Origin of the sequence: Flavobacterium microcysteis (genome assembly GCF_006385255.1) — a bacterium.
GTDB lineage: Bacteria > Bacteroidota > Bacteroidia > Flavobacteriales > Flavobacteriaceae > Flavobacterium > Flavobacterium microcysteis.
The window spans coordinates 40,035-58,167 of the sequence record NZ_VFJE01000054.1 but is presented as its reverse complement, the minus strand read 5'-3'; the positions used below and the strand labels follow the sequence as shown (position 1 = coordinate 58,167).

Sequence of the window (18,133 nt, the reverse complement as noted above, 5' to 3'; positions counted from 1 at the left end):
AAAAGGATGGTTTTTTTATACCAGGGCTAATGGTTATATTACAAAAGCGGCTTTAACTTTATCAACAAAATCAAGCTTTTCCCAAGTGAATAGTTCAACTGTAACTGTTTTCTCTTCTCCGTTTGGAGTTTTGAAAGTTTTAGTCACGGTTTCTGGTTTTCTTCCCATGTGTCCGTAAGCTGCAGTCTCGCTATAAATAGGATTTCTTAATTTCAATCTTTGTTCAATGAAATACGGTCTCATATCGAATAACTCTTCTACTTTTTTAGCAATCTCTCCATCAGTAAGATTTACTTTTGAAGTGCCATAAGTATTGATATAAATTCCCATTGGCTTAGCAACTCCAATAGCATAAGAAACCTGAACTAAAATTTCTTCAGCTACACCAGCAGCTACTAAGTTTTTAGCAATATGACGTGTTGCATAAGCAGCACTTCTATCTACTTTACTCGGATCTTTTCCAGAAAAAGCACCACCACCGTGAGCACCTTTTCCACCGTAAGTATCAACAATAATTTTTCTTCCTGTCAATCCGGTATCACCGTGTGGACCACCAATTACAAACTTTCCAGTTGGATTAATGTGGTATTGAATCGAATCATTGAACAAGTGCGCATAGTGCGGGTTGTTTTTGATAATTCTTGGGATTAAGATTTCAATCAGGTCTTTCTTGATTTTAGCAAGCATGTTCGTCTCGTCGTCAAAATCATCGTGCTGAGTAGAAATTACAATAGCATCAATACGTACAGGTTTGTTGTTGTCGTCATATTCCAAAGTAACTTGCGACTTGGCATCTGGACGAAGGTATTTGATTTCGTTATTCTCGCGACGCAAAACAGCTAATTCCTGCAATAATTTATGAGAAAGATTCAATGCAAGAGGCATAAAATCTTCTGTTTCGTTTGTCGCATAACCAAACATCATTCCCTGGTCACCAGCACCTTGATCTTCTTTGCTGGCACGGTCAACACCTTGGTTGATATCTTGAGATTGCTCATGAATAGCAGATAATACACCACAAGAATTTGCTTCGAACATATACTCGCTTTTTGTGTACCCTATTTTTTTGATGACATCACGGGCTATTTGCTGTACATCTAAATATGTTTTTGATTTAACTTCTCCCGCCAGAATAACCTGTCCAGTAGTAACCAAAGTTTCGCAAGCCACTTTTGAATCGGCATCAAAAGCCAAAAAATTATCAATTAGTGCATCTGAAATTTGATCAGCAATTTTATCTGGATGTCCCTCACTCACAGATTCTGACGTAAATAAATAAGCCATGTTTTTTTATGTTTTTAGGAATCGGAAAAATTGCAGGGAAAGGCTAAAGAAGAGTTTTCTGCTTTAGCATTTTTATGATACTTAATCGTTAAGCATCAGAGGTTGCAATCAGTACAAATTTTTCCTCTTCTCGATTTGACTGCAAAGGTATAAAAGCATATTTAATTGACAAAATAAGGAAAGAGAGAAACAAAACTCTTATTGTACGATAAATCTTTCAAAAAAGTTTATATTTGAAATATGTATAACACTTTAAATTAAAAAACCATGAAAAAAATACTTTTAATGCTTTTGTTACCTTTTATGTTTTCTTGTACTAAAGAAGATGATACTACTGTTGCCAATGGCTCACAGAATAAAATATTAATGAAGAATAGTAATGATATTCAGAAATCTGCATTGAGCTGTTCGCAAATAGACGAACTTTCGGAAGAATTTTTGAATACATCTATTTGTACATTGACTCATAATGATCCTTTTGTCAATCCATTAAACACGTTCTCAATAGGAGGAAGCCCTAGTTATAAAAATTTTACAGAAGAACTAGTGCCCCATATTTTTTACGGAGTTAACGGATTGGTTAGGGATCAAATGCAAAGACCGCTAACACGAACATTAGTGAGTTCGTCTTCAGATAATATAAATTTAGCCCAGATTATCAATACCAGTGATATATATCCACAAATAACTTCTACTAAAGCAAATACAGTTTATTCGCATGTAGCTTGTAAATATAAAAATCAGATAGCCTCATTATACGCCTCTTCACCATTGACAAATGGAGGGTATTTTTTAGAAATAAATTATATTATGACTGATTTTTCAATGTGTGGTGGCCCTACTAATGCTGTCATGACGATAAACTATTCAATTTATATTTATACTTTTTAACGGAACACCCGTTAATTCTGCTTTATAACATAAGTGGCAGAATCTAACATTCCGAAAGTAATGGCAAGGATTGTTTGAAATTAATTAAGTTTTGTGAAATAAACATTTTTTTGTTATATTGCCTATGTATTAACTAAACTTTTATAAAGATGCTTTTGCTTGTAAGAGGCTAAACAATGAAAACTTTATACTTGAAAAAAGCCTACTTTTTTTAAGTAGGCTTTTTTTTGTTTTCTGATGCTTGAAGTGAACTTTATCTAATTTTAATTAATATACTTATGAAAAAAACGTTACTTTCAATTCTCTTTTTGTCGGCTGCATTAGGTTCAGCTAACGGACAAGTTGTATTTGGTTTTGGTTTTGATGGAACTGATCAGGCCATGGATGCAGCAGGTTGGTCAAGAACTAATCAAAGTAATCCCGCTACAACAGTAGTTTGGGGAAATGCAGACTATGACGTTCCATTGCCAGCTAATCAGGCAATTTTTGGTGGCACTTCACCTCAAGGCCAGACAGGTGGAGTAAACTCTTTTGCGGTTGTTAACTATGCAAGTACTGGGGTTTTTGACCCGGAAGAAGACGATTATGTTGGTTCGGGAAATATTAGCAATTGGCTAATAACACCGGCTATAACAGTTGCAAATGGTGATGTCGTGAGTTTTTATACCAGAAAAGGTACTGATGGGGCAAATGATTATGCTGATAGGTTAGAACTCAGAATGAGTACGGCTGCAACACATACAAACCCAAGCGGAGGAGCAACAGATGTAGGGTCATTTACAACAGTTGGAGTTACAGTTAATCCAACATTAGCAACTGGTTTTGTTTATCCTAAAACATGGACCAAATATAGTTTTACAGTAAGTGGTTTGTCAGGTGCAACAGCAGTTAAGTTTGCCTTTAGGTATTTTGTGACAAATGGTGGGCCTGAAGGATCAAATTCTGATATTATTGGAATTGATACTTTTTCTGTTGACAGAACATTAAGCACAAACGACTTCTTAGCAAATAACTTTTCAATCTATCCAAATCCAACAACTGGAATTATTAATGTGAATAGCAAGAATAATACAGCTATCAATTCAATTCAAGTTACGGATCTAAATGGTAGAGTAGTGAAAACTCTTGCTAGAGATGGTGTCCATGAAACCCAGGTTAACATTGCCGACTTAACATCAGGAATGTATTTCTTAAATGTTCAGACAGATTTAGGGTCAGGATCTTCTAAGATTATAAAAAACTAACTATCAATCAGTTATTTTTGAGAAAACGCCTGCTTTTAAAAGCAGGTGTTTTTTTGTTTCAAAATAAAATAAATGTTAAATTTTTATTTTAGGCATTGTCAATTCAAAAATAGTTCTGAAGTTTGTACCATCAAAAAGAAATAAAAATGAGAACTATTATTTGTCATACGTACTGTAAGATGTGGAAAATTTCCGCAGAGGGTACTATTGCCAAATTTTAAGTTTATTTAAAATATATAGCAAAAGCCTCTGTTGAATACAGAGGCTTTTTTTTTGAAAAAAATTCTTTTGAGAAATACAAAATAAAAAATGAACACGATAACAACGATTTTCTGTAAAAAACATATGTGGATGTATTGCCGCCTTAAACTCCATTGCCAAAAGCGAACGACATAATCTCTTTATATATTCAAGTGATAAGTCCTTTTGGTAAGCCGTCCAAAAGGACTTTTTTATTTAAATCTCAATTATCAATCTAAAAAAATAAAAATATGAAAACAATAAATGTTTTAGGATACTCAAGAAATAATGAGCAATTCGTAGTAAAGACACAGAATTCTGATGTCAGAATAAGTAGGAATGAAAAATTCCCGGAATTAGAAGGGCCAAGTCCATTCGAATATATCCTTGCAGGATTTGCAGGATGCGTAAATGCAGTGAGCCAGCAGGTTGCTGCAGAATTAGGTATAAACCTGAAATCATTACAAGTAGAAATAACAGGAGAAGCAAGTCTGGAAGAAAGAGTAGGTTTCAATAAAATCGAAATCGTATTAAAGCCAACAACTGACGCCTCGCTTTCGGTACTTCAAAAATGGTTACAATTAGTACAGCAAAAAAGTCCGGTTTATGACAATCTGGTCAATTCCACGCCGGTCGAGCTGATTTTATACAAAGAATATAATTATGCGGCATAAAGCCATATTTGTTTAGTTTGTTTTATTTGTTTGTTTGTTGAAAGACTGCTTTTGATCGCCAGTCAAAAGCAGTTCTTTTAATTTAAAATCTCCAAAATCATGTCCGTTAAAAAAATAAATATCATACTCTTTGGAATTGAAGAGATAGGAAGTTCCCTGATAACTGAAATACTTTCTAATCAGGAACCGCTTCTTGAAAACAGGAATTTCGATTTGAGATTACCCGTAATTACAAATTCCACCGTTGCTTTTTTTGAAAAGCCAACAGTAAGGAATTCTTGGGAGGCCAATTTTATCCAGTTTGCCGTTCCTTTCAAAGTGGAAGACATCATCAATTTTGTCCAAGAAAATGAACTCGAAAACCTTATCGCTGTCGACACATCAAACACAGAAGATATTCTTCCAGACTATTTCGACCTGCTCCAAAACGATTTTGATATCATTAGTGCCAATCCAAGAGTACAAGCGTTTTCAGCAGATTTTAAAATGGCACTAAATAACAGTATAAAAAAAACCGAAAAGGATTTTGTCTTTGTAAACTCAAAAGAGAAGAATCTTTCCCAAAAATTATTGGAAGAAATTCTAAGGATTGCAGCCAAGCAAAATTTCAGCATAGCGGTATAATTTCCACCGACTATTGCAAAAACCAAACATATTGCATTACTTTGCAGTGTTCTTAAAAATATTGATTGTTATCACGAAAGGCGGAGGGATTAGACCCGGTGAAGCCTTAGCAACCCTTTAAACTTTAAAGAAGGTGCTACATTCTACCATATAAATGGATAGATAACACACGGAAAAACCTCAATTTTCCCTCTCTTTTCCTGACAACATATCGATAGTATTTTTCAACCATTTATGGACTGGAATCGTTTTTTCTATACCATAGATTTTTGAAAAATACATTGGACTTCTGGATTCACCAGAATCTCGAATAATCTAATAGTATTAAAAAATGTCAGGCATACACAAAGCTATCAAAGAAAGAATCCTCATCCTTGACGGAGCAATGGGAACCATGCTTCAGCGGTATAATTTTTCTGAAGAAGATTTCCGAGGTGAAAGATTTAAAGATTTTCCTCATCCGTTGAAAGGAAATAACGATCTCCTTTCGTTAACTCAGCCCAAAGCAATACAAGAAGTACACCGCCAATATTTTGAAGCCGGTGCTGATATTGTTGAAACCAATACGTTTTCAGGAACTACAATTGGTATGGCCGATTATCATCTGGAAGAACTGGTTTATGAATTAAACTTTGAATCGGCCAGGCTGGCTAGAGAAATTGCAGACGATTTTACGGCAAAAAATCCCGATAAGCCACGTTTTGTAGCAGGTTCTATAGGTCCGACCAACAGAACAGCAAGCATGTCGCCCGATGTAAATGATCCCGGTTTCCGTGCAGTAACCTTTGATGAATTGCGCATTGCCTACAAGCAGCAGGTTGAAGCCCTGATTGATGGGGGTTCCGATATACTACTGGTAGAAACCATATTTGACACCCTGAATGCAAAAGCAGCATTGTTTGCAATCGAAGAAGTCAAAGAAGAAAGAAAACTGGATATTCCTGTCATGGTTTCTGGTACTATAACAGATGCTTCGGGCAGAACACTGTCTGGCCAAACTGTAGAAGCATTCCTTATCTCAATTTCTCACATTCCTTTATTGAGTGTAGGGTTTAATTGTGCTTTAGGAGCAGACCAATTAAAGCCTTATCTACAACGACTTTCACATAATACAACATTCAATATCTCGGCTCATCCTAATGCAGGGCTGCCAAATGCTTTTGGACAATACGATCAGACTGCAGAAGAGATGCAGAATCTGATTAGGGAATATCTTGAAGACAATCTTATTAATATAATTGGAGGATGTTGCGGAACAACACCTGAACATATTCGCCTCATTGCAGAAGTAGCAAAAGAATATTCACCAAGAATTGTAGAACCAGTTTAGATTGTAGCAAAAAGAAAAAGAAAATGGCAGATGTCGATTGTAAAAAACACTTAAAATTATCAGGTCTTGAACCTTTAATTATAACGCCCGAAAGCATTTTTGTAAATGTAGGAGAACGTACCAATGTTACCGGTTCCCGAAAATTCCTGCGTCTTATAAAAGAAGAAAAATATGAAGAAGCACTGGATATTGCCAGAGCACAGGTAGAAGGAGGAGCGCAGATTATCGATATTAATATGGATGAGGGAATGCTTGACGGTGTTCGGGCTATGACCATTTTCCTGAACCTGATAGCCTCCGAACCTGATATTTCCAGAGTTCCGGTAATGATTGACAGCTCAAAATGGGAAATTATTGAAGCTGGATTAAAAGTAGCACAAGGAAAAAGTGTTGTCAATTCCATTAGTTTAAAAGAAGGAGAAGAGAATTTTATCCGTCAGGCAAAACTGATAAAAAAATATGGTGCCGCAGTTATTGTCATGGCTTTTGATGAAGTAGGTCAGGCAGATACTTATGAAAGAAGAATAGAAATCTGCAAACGTTCCTATGATGTTTTGGTTGACAAAGTTGGCTTTGCGGCTGAGGATATCATATTTGACCCGAATATTTTTCCCGTTGCGACAGGAATGGAAGAACATCGTCAAAATGCGGTTGACTTTTTCAGGGCTACCCAATGGATTAAGGAAAATCTTCCCTACGCAAGTGTCAGTGGTGGTGTAAGCAATGTTTCATTCTCTTTCCGAGGTAACGACAGGGTTCGTGAAGCGATGCATTCCGCATTTCTATACCATGCTGTCAATCACGGTATGACTATGGGAATTGTAAATCCGGAAATGCTGGAAATCTACGACCAGATTCCTAAAGATTTGCTGGAGCATGTTGAAGACGTACTGTTGGATAGAAGAGAAGATGCCACAGAAAGACTTTTGGCATTTGCTGAAAATATAAAAGGAGATACCAAAGAAGTTTCAGAAAAACAATCACAAGAATGGCGTTTGCTTCCGCTTCAGGAGAGGCTGACACATGCTTTAGTGAGAGGAGTAGATGAATTTATCGATGCCGATATAGAAGAAGCCCGACAATTGGCCAAAAGACCTATAGAAGTTATAGAAATCAACCTGATGACAGGAATGAATGTCGTAGGAGATTTATTCGGAAGCGGAAAAATGTTCTTGCCGCAAGTAGTAAAATCAGCACGTGTCATGAAAAAAGCAGTTGCTTATCTGCTACCGTATATTGAAGCCGAAAAAGATGGAGCTTCCAGTTCTGCAGGAAAAGTTTTGATGGCAACCGTAAAAGGCGATGTTCATGATATTGGAAAAAATATTGTAGCAGTAGTTTTGGCCTGCAATAATTATGAGATTATTGACCTGGGTGTTATGGTTCCGCCAGAAAAAATCATTCAGACAGCAATTGAGGAAAAAGTAGACATTATAGGACTCAGCGGATTGATTACGCCTTCTCTTGATGAAATGGTCTATCTGGCAAAACAGATGGATAAGCAAAATGTCAAAATTCCGATAATGATTGGTGGAGCAACAACTTCAAGAGCGCATACTGCCGTGAAGATTGCTCCGGAATACAGCGAAACAGTCGTGCATGTAAACGATGCGTCACGAGCTGTTACCGTAGCAGGAAATCTTATTAATAAAAATACTAATCAGGAATATTTTAAAAGTCTTCGGACGGAATATGACGAGCTTCGTGAAGGCTATCTGAGCAGGAGTCGTGATAAAAATTTCCTAAGCATAGCAGAAGCCAGAAAAAACAAACTGCAATTGGACTGGACTAATTTTACTCCGGTACAACCCAATAACATTGGTGCAAAAGTCATCAATGTAAAATTAAATGAACTGGTCGATTATATCGATTGGACGCCATTTTTTAGGACATGGGACCTGCATGGAAGATTTCCCGACATACTAAATGATGAAATTGTAGGCGAACAGGCGAAAGTATTATTTGCTGATGCTCAAGAGATGTTGCGACAGATCATACAGGAAAATTGGCTGGAAGCAAAAGGCATTTATGGAATTTTTCCTGCTAACCAAATCAATGACGATGATATTGAATTGCGTGACGAAAATGGAAAATACCTGCAAACTTTCCTGACTTTAAGACAGCAATCAGCAAAAACAAAAGGAGCGCCAAATATTGCTTTGTCTGATTTTATAGCTCCAAAAGATTCGGAAATTACAGACTATATGGGCGCTTTTTGCGTAACGACAGGTTTTGGAGTGGACGAAAAAGCAGCTGAATTTGAAAAAAATCTCGATGATTATAATTCCATTATGATTAAGGCGCTGGGCGATCGTTTTGCCGAAGCTTTTGCCGAATATTTACATGAAAAAATCAGGAAAGAAATCTGGGGATATGCTTCTGACGAAGTGTTAAGCAATGAAGCCCTGATTAAAGAGGAATATAAAGGAATCCGTCCGGCACCGGGTTATCCTGCTTGCCCGGATCATTTAGAAAAACCGACAATCTGGAAATTACTAAATGTAGAGCAAAATATAGGTGTGACCTTAACAGAAAGTATGGCAATGTGGCCTGCTTCTTCGGTTTCCGGTTATTATTTCGGACACCCGGAAAGCAAATATTTCGGACTGGGGAAAATTAAAAAAGATCAGGTCGAAGACTATGCAAAACGCAGAAATGTCCCATACGAATATGCCGAAAAATGGCTGAACCCAAACATCGCAGATTAAATTAGTTGTAAAGTCTCAAGTCGAAAGTCATCAAGTCAAAATTCTGAGATCAAAAATCAAAAATCCAAAACAAATGAAAGTAACCGAACATATAGAAAAAGCCAATGGCAAATCGCTTTTTTCCTTTGAAATATTGCCGCCATTAAAAGGACAAAATATCCAATCGATTTTTGATAGTATTGATCCGCTAATGGAATTCAAGCCGCCATTTATTGATGTGACCTATCATCGGGAGGAATATGAATATAAGGAATTGCCTAGTGGTTTATTGGAAAAAAAGATTGTAAAGAAACGACCGGGGACAGTAGGTATTTGTTCGGCAATACAAAACAAATATCAGGTTGATGCGATTCCCCATATCCTTTGTGGTGGATTTACGAAAGAAGACACAGAAAACTTCTTAATTGATTTGGATTTTCTCGGAATTCAAAATGTAGTGGCCTTGCGTGGTGATGCTGTAAAAAATGAAACCTATTTCAAGCCGGAAAAAGAAGGAAACCACTATGCTTCAGAACTCGTAACACAGATTACTAATCTCAATAATGGTATTTATCTGGATGATGAATTGCAAAACTCTTCAGCCACAAATTTCTGCATAGGTGTGGCCGGTTACCCTGAAAAACACATGGAAGCACCAAGTTTGGATAGCGACATCTATTTCCTGAAGCAGAAAATAAAAAATGGAGCATCTTACATTATTACCCAGATGTTTTTTGACAACAAAAAATTCTTCGACTTTGTTGCCAAATGCAGAAAAGAAGGGATCACGGTTCCCATCATTCCGGGATTAAAGCCCATTTCAACCAAAAAACAATTGAATCTGGTACCACATCGTTTTAAGGTCGATATTCCGGACGAACTTATTATGGCTATCGTTCGGGCAAAAGATACAGAAGCCGTAAAACAAATCGGGATAGAATGGTGCATCAATCAAAGTAAAGAATTAATCAAACAAGGCATTCCGGTTCTACACTATTATTCTATGGGGAAATCAGAGAATATCAAAGCAATAGCAAGAGAAGTATTCTAAGCCAGGTCTTGCAAGATTGTTTTAATTGGTTATTTTTGAGTGTTATAAAAAAATAGTGTATGCTACAAAAATACCTTTCAGGAGCAAAAATTGCTTATTTCTCTATTATAATTGCACTTTTTGGGATTTTTCTTCCCTTGCTTACTGTCGATTTTCAAACGGCTCCAAAAGAAGCCGTATATACAATAGGTTTCATAAAATATATTTTTCAGTCATTACACCTTACTGTTTTTAATCTGGAAGATTGGTTTACATTCCAGATAGGAACGGGAAGAAACATGTATATATATTACAATGTTCTGAATACATTCTTTTATGTTTTGCTGATCCTGGGAGCGATATTCTATTTGAGAAGTAAGCAGAAAGAAACACGCCTCCTTCGTTTTGTTTATTCCTTAATATTCATAACGAAAATTTCTTCTTTTATCATTGGTCTTTTTTCTATCATTTTTAGGGAAAGCGCTGAACAATCCTTGGGTGCTTTCTTTTATGTATTATGGTTCTTGGATTATGCAGTTTTAGCATTATATGTTTATCTCTCTTTTTCGATACTCAAATACATTGAAAAAGGAAAAACATTCGAAACGATTGAAAGAACTTATGAAACGCATACCAGCGTTACTTTGGTTGAGTCAGGACGTTGGAGAAGATTTTTCCATCTGATTATGGATGACTTCATTATGATTCTTGTCTTTTCTGCCTCATTCGAATTTCTTATCAAGAATGAAAAAATACGACCTTTTATAGATGCTTTAGAGAGTGGATTTGGTGATAGAGGAGCTTTTATTGTAATTGTTGCGATTTTTAGGGTGTTCTATTACGGTATTTTTGAGTTAGTTTTAGGAGTGACCGCCGCAAAAACGCTTTCAGAAACCAGAGTTGCAGACGAAGAAGGAAATAAACCAGCAGTAAGTGCTGTACTAAAAAGAACATTTTTAAGATTGGTTCCATTTGAAGCGCTTACTTTTTTTATGCCTAGGGGACTTCATGACAGATGGTCGGAAACCTATGTAATTAAAGAAAAGAGAACAGGGGCACAGGGAGCATGGTATCTCTTAATCGTTCCAGCTACAATCGTAATAGGATTACTCATAGCCTTTGGGATTCATAAATATGATTCCATACAGGCCGAAAGAAAAGCGCAAGCTGTTGCGCAACAGAATAAAGAAATTTTTGCAGACAAACTGAAAAAACTATCCACAAATGATTTTATACATTTGGAACCACTTGAATATTCCTATTCTGATATCTACCTGAAAACGGAAGAAATAAAACCAGATGGAATAACATTCATAATTCTGGATGCCAAAAAAGATTATTCGCATATAAAAATAAATGGCAAAATTCTCAATGAATATAACATGCCAAACTTTTTGGAAAAGATATACGCTATTGAAAAAGAAAGTGCAAAAAAAGTTACAATTTCCAGAAGCCAGCTTCAAAAGGCAATGGAATTAAATTCAACATATAACTATTCCAATCAGGATACGATTGGCGCTTTAAATATTGGTGACTGGCAAAAATATTCTATAAAAGATATTGAAACCTATTTTATGCCGCGATTAGTTGTCCTTGACAATTATTCAGTCGATCAAATAAAAAATGTTGTGTTGGCAAACAATGGCTGGAAGGCAGAATTGATAAATGTTACAAACGCACAATTATATTCCGGGCAGCAGCTGCCAATGCCTTTAGATAAACAGGCCAACGCTATAATTACTGTTCCAAGTGATGAGAATTTTAAATTTCAGGTCAAGATAAAAGATACTTTAGGCAGAATGTTTTCTTATGAAGTATCCAAAGAAAAAGAACTAGACGCCATAATTAAAAGAACAGAGTAAGTGCTTAAGAGATTATATTTTTATATTCTTTTTATTCCTGTCACCGTTTTTTCCCAGGAAATAAATGGGAAATATACTGTTGATGTCAATTATTTTTATGGAAACATTTTACCCCACAATAATACTATTAAACACCTCATTACAGAACATCCGGAAGGCGCTCTGATAAGCTTTAACAGAAAGACATTTGGCGATAAAGAATGGGAGTCGGAATATAATTTTCCGGATTATGGAGCCTCTTTTCATTATGAAACCACTAAAAATCCCATTTTAGGTGATTTGTATGGATTGTATGCGCATTACAATTTTTATTTTTTGAATAGAAACCTAATGTTTCGAGTCGGAGAAGGAATTGCCTATATTACTAATCCCTACGATAAGGAGACTAATTTTAGGAACTTGGCTTATGGAACCCGATGGATGACTTCCACCTATCTGATGCTAAATTACCACAAAGAAAATCTTTATAAAAATATAGGTTTGCAGGCAGGTATCGGCTTTTTTCACCATTCCAACTCCAATATGGCCTCACCCAACACCAGTACAAATACATTGGCCGTAAACGTTGGAGTTAATTATTCTTTTGAAAAAAATGAAAACTTGCAAAGGCATACCAAAATATTTGATACGATTCCAAATTATAAAGAGCCTGTCAAGTATAATATTGCGTTCCGTTCTGGATTCAATGAAAGTGATATTATAGGAAGCGGAAAGTTTCCGTTTTACGTACTATCGGCATATGCTGACAAACGCCTTTCCAGAAAAAGCGCAATCCAGTTCGGAGCCGATTTTTTTATGATGAAATATCTCGAAGAATACATCAGATATAAATCGGTTGCTTATCCTAACGAACATATTGATCCTGACACTGATTATCGAAGAATAGGTGTCTTTATAGGACATGAACTTTTTATCAATAAGCTTTCTCTCGAAGCACAGGCAGGATATTATGTATATGCTCCTTTTGGATTTTTAGGCCCATTTTACCAAAGAGTCGGTATGAAATATTATTTTAGCAAAACTTTTTTTACGTCATTGACATTGAAAACTCATGCTGCTAAGGCAGAAGCCATGGAAATAGGTGTCGGTATAAGGCTATGATACATTTTTACAACTACATGAAAAACAATTTTTTTTACCTGCTTTGCCTATTGCCAATGTTATGTTTCTCACAAGAGCAAAACAGCAGATATACTCTGGATGTCAATGGTTTTTATGGCAGGATTTTAAAACATACGGAAGAAATTTCACAATTCACGGACAGAAATCCTAGTGGCTTTTTTGTAAGCCTTAATAGAAAAACCTATGGCGAAAAATCATGGGAATCGCTCTATAATTATCCGGATTATGGTCTTTCGTTCCAATATGAAAATATGAAATATGATGCTTTAGGGCATTTTTATGGTTTGTATGGTCACTATAATTTCTATTTTTTTAAAAGAAATTTGATGTTTAGAGTTGCACAAGGTGTTGCCTATAATACGAATCCGTATGATGCAAAGACCAATCCCGAAAATCAGGCTTACGGAACACATTGGATGCCGGCTACCTATTTTATGCTGAACTATAAAAAGGAAAACATCTGGAACGGATTAGGTGTTCAGGCAGGATTGTCTTTTTTTCACCATTCTAATGCCAATTTGCGAACGCCCAATAAGAGTACGAATACCTTGGCTTTTAACGTAGGAGCAGTCTATGATTTTGAAAGCAAAGAACCGCTTCATTATATTGAACATAAAGATACTGTCAGATTTATGGAACCGATACGCTATAATATGGTTTTCAGAACCGGTTTTAATGAAAGTGATTTGGTAGGCAGTGGCCAACATCCTTTTTATGTGTTTTCGGCCTATGCTGATAAGAGATTAAACAGGAAAAGTGCAATCCATGTTGGGGCAGAACTCTTTGTTTATAAATATTTGAAAGAGACCGTAAAACGGATTGCTGCAGATCCAACTTTAACAGTCAGTCCGGATACAGATTATAAAAAGGTAGGAATATTTGTTGGACATGAACTTTTTGTCAACAGGCTCTCCCTTGAAACGCAGTTTGGATATTATGCCTATGCTCCGCTAGACTATTTACCTTCAATTTATCAGAGATTGGGACTTAAATATTATTTTACGGATGATATTTTTATGGGTGTCGCTTTAAAAACACATGCGGCAAAAGCAGAAGCATTGGAATTTGCACTCGGAGTTCGTTTATAAGAGAAAAATTAATACAATCGCAATGGAAGCAAAAATGATCAAAAGAATAATTATCCTGTTTTCGATAGCTTTTTTGTCATGTGATTCAGAAAATGCAAATGATTGTTTTCAGACTTCAGGCACTCCAACGGCTAAAGAATTTACTGTTGATGACTTTAAAAAAATCAACATATCCGAAGGAATTGAATTAATCATAAAACAAGGTACAGAAAAAAAAGTAGTTGTAAAAACAGGAAAAAATCTCATCAACGGAATTACTGCTGAGGTTGTGAATGAAGAGCTTTTCCTTCGAAATTCCAACGGCTGTAATTGGGTTCGTGATTATAATACGACCCGGGTCTATGTAACAACACCTACATTAATAAACGTATATTCTTCATCACAGTTTGGAGTAAAATCCGATGGTATTTTGGATTTCCCGTCACTAAGTTTGCAATCCGGAATGTTTAATGATACGGCTTCCGGCACTTTTGAGCTTCAGGTAAATTGTAACCAACTAACAATAGAAGACAATAAGGCTTCCTATTTTGCTGTTTCAGGGACCGCTCAGGCTTTATATGTTGGCTTTTATAATGGCAATGCCAGGTTTGAAGGTTCAAATCTGACGGTAAAAGAAGTCAATGTGTTCCAGAGAAGTTCCAACGACATCATCGTAAAACCTACAGATAAAATTTCAGGGACAATATACAGTACTGGCAATGTCGTTCTAAAAAACGTGCCACCAGTAATTGAAGTTACGCAACTCTATCGAGGGCATTTAGTATATCCGTAAGAATATTATTTCTTAGTAACATCTCTGAAAATAGTTTCCAGATTTTTGTTCTTTAGGTTGAGTTGCAACGTTTTTAGTCCGTTATCATGAGCGAAGTCAAAAATTGCAGGACGCATATCTTTTGAAGTCGAAAATGTCAGCTCCCAGGTAGTATCGTGCGTATTGGTTAAAGCAGTTAAATTTGGCAACGATTTCAAAAGTTGCTCTTCCACCGGATGGTCAAATTCAACCTCAATAACCTGCTCTTCTTCATTTTTAAGATTCGTCAGTTTTTTATCGGTAACAATCTTTCCGTGGTTAATGATAATCACACGGTCGCAGATTGCTTCCACTTCCTGCATAATATGGGTTGACAAGAAAACGGTTTTGTCTTTCCCTATGTTTTTAATCAGCTCTCTGATTTCTACCAATTGGTTTGGGTCAAGCCCCGTAGTTGGTTCATCTAAAATTAAAACATCAGGATTGTGAAGTAAGGCTGTAGCCAGTCCAACACGTTGGCGGTATCCTTTTGATAGCTGTCCTATTTTTTTATGGCTTTCAGGAGTCAATCCGGTCATCGTAATCACCTCTTCAATTCTTGATTTGGCTACTTTATATACATCAGCATTAAAAGCCAGATATTCTCTCACATACAAATCAAGATACAAAGGATTGTGCTCCGGAAGGTAACCTACAGATTTTTGTACTTCCTTTTGGGCCGTAGCAACATCATTTCCATTTACAGAAGCATTGCCTTCATCAGCAGTAATAAAAGTAGTAAGGATTTTCATCAACGTTGATTTTCCAGCACCGTTTGGTCCCAGAAAGCCTACAATCTCACCTTTTTGGATAGAAAATGAAATGCTATCCAAAGCTTTTTGATCTCCGTAATTTTTTGAAATGGAAGTGACTTCGATTGACATGGTTCTTGATTTTGAACAAAAGTAATAAAATGAATAATTAAAACGCATATATGGTATTCGAATTGCATCACAAGAAAATTAATCTCCTATTATTGGATTACGAAAACGTTATAGCTGAAATTTTTCTTAAAAAAGCATCGGTTTATAAAATCGTAAAACAAAATTTTCTACTTTAGCCGAATAACAAAACAAAAAAATGCAAAACAACCGTTTTTATTTTAGCAACTCTTTTTATTTCTGGAAACAGGAAAGGGATTGTTGTGTTGTTATGTAAATAGAAATTATTTAAAATCAATATATAGTAATCCCGATGTAAATCGGGATTTTTTTTTGCCTAAAACGTATGGAAACAAAAATTGCAATACAGGGAATTCGAGGCTCATTCCACCATCAAGTGGCTAGAGAATATTTCAGTGAAAATTTCGAGCTGGATGAATGTATGTCGTTTGATGCTCTGGTAAACAGCTTGATAGAAAATAAAACACAGCAAGCTGTCATGGCTTTAGAAAACTCGATTGCAGGTTCAATCATACCTAATTATGCTTTGATTGATAGGAATGATCTTCACATTATAGGAGAGCATTATCTGAATATCAACATGAACCTGATGGTATTAAAAGGTCAAAAAATTGAAGACATAAAAGAAGTTCATTCACACCCAATCGCCTTGTTGCAGTGTAGGGAGTTTTTTAAAAAATATCCGCATATAAAATTAGTAGAAAGCAGCGATACGGCCGAAACTGCACATCGGATTCAAGAAAACCAATTGAAGAAAATTGCTGCAGTAGCAAGTCCGATTGCCGCAGAAATGTTTGGACTGGATATTTTGGCTTCGGGAATTCATACCATAAAAAGCAATAAGACCCGATTTGTGATTTTAAAAACCCAGAACAAAGTTTTGCCAAAATCGGAAATTAATAAAGCCTCGATAAAATTTGAATTGGACGATACGCCAGGCAGCTTGGCAACGATTTTAAATGTAATGAATAATTGCAAACTGAACCTGACAAAAATCCAATCAATGCCCATTATTGAAACACCATTTCAATATTCCTTTTTTGTTGATGTGACTTTTGAAAAGTACAAACATTATGAAAAAGCAAAATCGATTGTAGAATTGATGACCACACATTTTAAAGTTTTAGGAGAATATAGGAGAGGAGATACAATTTAAATCGCAAAAAAAATGATAGAAGAGATTTTAACCCTGGAGAAAGTAGGAAATAAAGGATTCGCTAACCGATTGACAACGGTGGAAGAATATTATTTTTCTACAAAATTGCGACAAGTCCGCCAAATGATTTCTGAAGGAAAACCAGTACTCAATATGGGAATTGGTAGTCCGGATTTAGCACCACCTACAAGAGCAATCGAAGCAATGGTGCAAGCCCTTGGAGATGAAAAAGCACACGAATATCAAAGCTATCAGGGATTGCCGGAATTAAGAAAGGGAATTGCGGATTTTTATAAATCTCAGTTTGATGTTGCGCTGGATGTGAATTCTGAAATCTTGCCCTTGATGGGTTCAAAGGAAGGCATAATGCATATTTCGTTAGCCTTCTTAAATGAAGGAGATGAGGTGCTGATACCGAATCCGGGTTATCCAACCTATGCTTCGGTTACAAATCTGGTAGGAGCAAAATCTGTTTTTTATGACCTTAAGGAAGAGAATAACTGGATGCCGGATTTTGAAGCATTAGAAAATAAAGACTTGTCTAAAGTTAAGCTGATGTGGATTAATTATCCTCATATGCCTACCGGAACGAATGGAAATCTGGAATTGTTTGAAAGATTGGTTGCTTTTGCAAAAAGACACCAGATTATTTTGGTCAATGATAATCCATACAGTTTTGTGCTGAATGAAAATCCGATTTCTATTTTCCAGATTGAAGGAGCAAAAAATATTGCTTTAGAGTTAAACTCTTTAAGCAAGACTTTTAATATGTCTGGCTGGCGAATAGGAATGGTTTCCGGAAAACAACAATTCATCGAAGCCATTTTGAAAATAAAAAGCAATATGGATAGTGGTATGTTTTATGGAATCCAAAAAGGAGCAATAGAAGCCTTAAAATTGGGGCAGGAATGGTTTGATTCTCAAAATAGAGTATACAAAAGAAGAAGAGAACTGATTTTCCAATTGGCCGAAAAATTGAACTGTACGTTTGATAAAGACGCTGTTGGAATGTTTGTATGGGCAAAATTGCCATTTGAAATTGTGTCATCTGAAGAATTTATCGATGCGTTTTTAATCGAAAAAAACATCTTTCTTACGCCGGGAACCATTTTTGGAAGCAACGGCGAGGGTTACATACGATTTTCATTATGTATCAAAGAAGAAAAAATTCAGGAAGCAATTGATAGGCTGGACTGATAAGCTTGAAAA

General features: G+C 35.9%; 15 protein-coding genes and 1 riboswitch. Of the genes, 13 read left to right on the top strand and 2 right to left on the bottom strand.

Annotation, left to right across the window (positions count from 1 at the left end; all coding sequences use genetic code 11):
• Nucleotides 1-33: 33 nt before the first annotated feature.
• The gene (metK, locus tag FJA49_RS09260) at nt 34-1,284 is read right to left on the bottom strand and encodes a methionine adenosyltransferase (RefSeq protein WP_140000700.1); all 1,251 of its coding nucleotides are present in this window, start codon (nt 1,282-1,284) and stop codon (nt 34-36) included.
• Nucleotides 1,285-1,569: 285 nt separating this feature from the next.
• Between metK and FJA49_RS09255 the strand changes: the two genes are divergently transcribed.
• From FJA49_RS09255 to FJA49_RS09205, 11 genes are all read left to right on the top strand, one after another.
• Nucleotides 1,570-2,175, top strand: a complete 606-nt coding sequence (locus FJA49_RS09255) for a hypothetical protein (RefSeq protein ID WP_140000699.1) — start codon at nt 1,570-1,572, stop codon at nt 2,173-2,175.
• Nucleotides 2,176-2,453: 278 nt separating this feature from the next.
• Nucleotides 2,454-3,419, top strand: a complete 966-nt coding sequence (locus tag FJA49_RS09250; protein ID WP_140000698.1) for a T9SS-dependent choice-of-anchor J family protein — start codon at nt 2,454-2,456, stop codon at nt 3,417-3,419.
• Between the two features lie 491 nt (nt 3,420-3,910).
• Nucleotides 3,911-4,333 (top strand): OsmC family protein, encoded by a 423-nt coding sequence (locus FJA49_RS09245; protein WP_140000697.1) that lies wholly within the window; start codon nt 3,911-3,913, stop codon nt 4,331-4,333.
• Nucleotides 4,334-4,432: 99 nt separating this feature from the next.
• Nucleotides 4,433-4,957 (top strand): hypothetical protein, encoded by a 525-nt coding sequence (locus tag FJA49_RS09240; protein WP_140000696.1) that lies wholly within the window; start codon nt 4,433-4,435, stop codon nt 4,955-4,957.
• Between the two features lie 65 nt (nt 4,958-5,022).
• Nucleotides 5,023-5,126: riboswitch (SAM riboswitch) on the top strand.
• 162 nt (nt 5,127-5,288) lie between these two features.
• The gene (locus FJA49_RS09235) at nt 5,289-6,287 is read left to right on the top strand and encodes a homocysteine S-methyltransferase family protein (RefSeq protein WP_140000695.1); all 999 of its coding nucleotides are present in this window, start codon (nt 5,289-5,291) and stop codon (nt 6,285-6,287) included.
• 23 nt (nt 6,288-6,310) lie between these two features.
• Complete coding sequence (gene metH, locus FJA49_RS09230) at nt 6,311-8,995, top strand: methionine synthase (protein WP_140000694.1); 2,685 nt, start codon at nt 6,311-6,313, stop codon at nt 8,993-8,995.
• Between the two features lie 73 nt (nt 8,996-9,068).
• Nucleotides 9,069-10,025, top strand: a complete 957-nt coding sequence (metF, locus tag FJA49_RS09225) for a methylenetetrahydrofolate reductase [NAD(P)H] (RefSeq protein WP_140000693.1) — start codon at nt 9,069-9,071, stop codon at nt 10,023-10,025.
• Nucleotides 10,026-10,084: 59 nt separating this feature from the next.
• Entirely contained in the window at nt 10,085-11,866 is a 1,782-nt protein-coding gene (locus tag FJA49_RS09220; protein ID WP_140000692.1) for an RDD family protein, read from the top strand.
• The gene (locus FJA49_RS09215; protein ID WP_140000691.1) at nt 11,867-12,967 is read left to right on the top strand and encodes an acyloxyacyl hydrolase; all 1,101 of its coding nucleotides are present in this window, start codon (nt 11,867-11,869) and stop codon (nt 12,965-12,967) included.
• A 17-nt stretch (nt 12,968-12,984) separates the two neighbouring features.
• A complete protein-coding gene (locus FJA49_RS09210; RefSeq protein WP_140000690.1) occupies nt 12,985-14,076 on the top strand; it encodes an acyloxyacyl hydrolase in 1,092 nt (363 codons plus the stop codon).
• 22 nt (nt 14,077-14,098) lie between these two features.
• A complete protein-coding gene (locus FJA49_RS09205; RefSeq protein WP_158629475.1) occupies nt 14,099-14,848 on the top strand; it encodes a head GIN domain-containing protein in 750 nt (249 codons plus the stop codon).
• A 5-nt stretch (nt 14,849-14,853) separates the two neighbouring features.
• On the opposite strand, the gene gldA is transcribed toward FJA49_RS09205, so the two are convergent.
• Nucleotides 14,854-15,750 (bottom strand): gliding motility-associated ABC transporter ATP-binding subunit GldA, encoded by an 897-nt coding sequence (gldA, locus tag FJA49_RS09200; protein WP_140000688.1) that lies wholly within the window; start codon nt 15,748-15,750, stop codon nt 14,854-14,856.
• A 343-nt stretch (nt 15,751-16,093) separates the two neighbouring features.
• Here gldA and FJA49_RS09195 point away from each other — a divergent pair, with 343 nt between their 5' ends.
• Complete coding sequence (locus FJA49_RS09195; RefSeq protein ID WP_140000687.1) at nt 16,094-16,924, top strand: prephenate dehydratase; 831 nt, start codon at nt 16,094-16,096, stop codon at nt 16,922-16,924.
• 12 nt (nt 16,925-16,936) lie between these two features.
• Nucleotides 16,937-18,121: a pyridoxal phosphate-dependent aminotransferase gene (locus FJA49_RS09190; protein WP_140000686.1), complete on the top strand. Its 1,185-nt coding sequence runs from the start codon at nt 16,937-16,939 to the stop codon at nt 18,119-18,121.
• The last annotated feature ends 12 nt before the right edge of the window (nt 18,122-18,133 follow it).

Bases quoted from the DNA above. Each gene is read 5' to 3' on its own strand.
- metK (WP_140000700.1), bottom strand. From the start codon at position 1,284: ATGGCTTATTTATTTACGTCAGAATCTGTGAGTGAGGGACATCCAGAT.
- FJA49_RS09255 (WP_140000699.1), top strand. From the start codon at position 1,570: ATGCTTTTGTTACCTTTTATGTTTTCTTGTACTAAAGAAGATGATACT.
- FJA49_RS09250 (WP_140000698.1), top strand. From the start codon at position 2,454: ATGAAAAAAACGTTACTTTCAATTCTCTTTTTGTCGGCTGCATTAGGT.
- FJA49_RS09245 (WP_140000697.1), top strand. From the start codon at position 3,911: ATGAAAACAATAAATGTTTTAGGATACTCAAGAAATAATGAGCAATTC.
- FJA49_RS09240 (WP_140000696.1), top strand. From the start codon at position 4,433: ATGTCCGTTAAAAAAATAAATATCATACTCTTTGGAATTGAAGAGATA.
- FJA49_RS09235 (WP_140000695.1), top strand. From the start codon at position 5,289: ATGTCAGGCATACACAAAGCTATCAAAGAAAGAATCCTCATCCTTGAC.
- metH (WP_140000694.1), top strand. From the start codon at position 6,311: ATGGCAGATGTCGATTGTAAAAAACACTTAAAATTATCAGGTCTTGAA.
- metF (WP_140000693.1), top strand. From the start codon at position 9,069: ATGAAAGTAACCGAACATATAGAAAAAGCCAATGGCAAATCGCTTTTT.
- FJA49_RS09220 (WP_140000692.1), top strand. From the start codon at position 10,085: ATGCTACAAAAATACCTTTCAGGAGCAAAAATTGCTTATTTCTCTATT.
- FJA49_RS09210 (WP_140000690.1), top strand. From the start codon at position 12,985: ATGAAAAACAATTTTTTTTACCTGCTTTGCCTATTGCCAATGTTATGT.
- FJA49_RS09205 (WP_158629475.1), top strand. From the start codon at position 14,099: ATGGAAGCAAAAATGATCAAAAGAATAATTATCCTGTTTTCGATAGCT.
- gldA (WP_140000688.1), bottom strand. From the start codon at position 15,750: ATGTCAATCGAAGTCACTTCCATTTCAAAAAATTACGGAGATCAAAAA.
- FJA49_RS09195 (WP_140000687.1), top strand. From the start codon at position 16,094: ATGGAAACAAAAATTGCAATACAGGGAATTCGAGGCTCATTCCACCAT.
- FJA49_RS09190 (WP_140000686.1), top strand. From the start codon at position 16,937: ATGATAGAAGAGATTTTAACCCTGGAGAAAGTAGGAAATAAAGGATTC.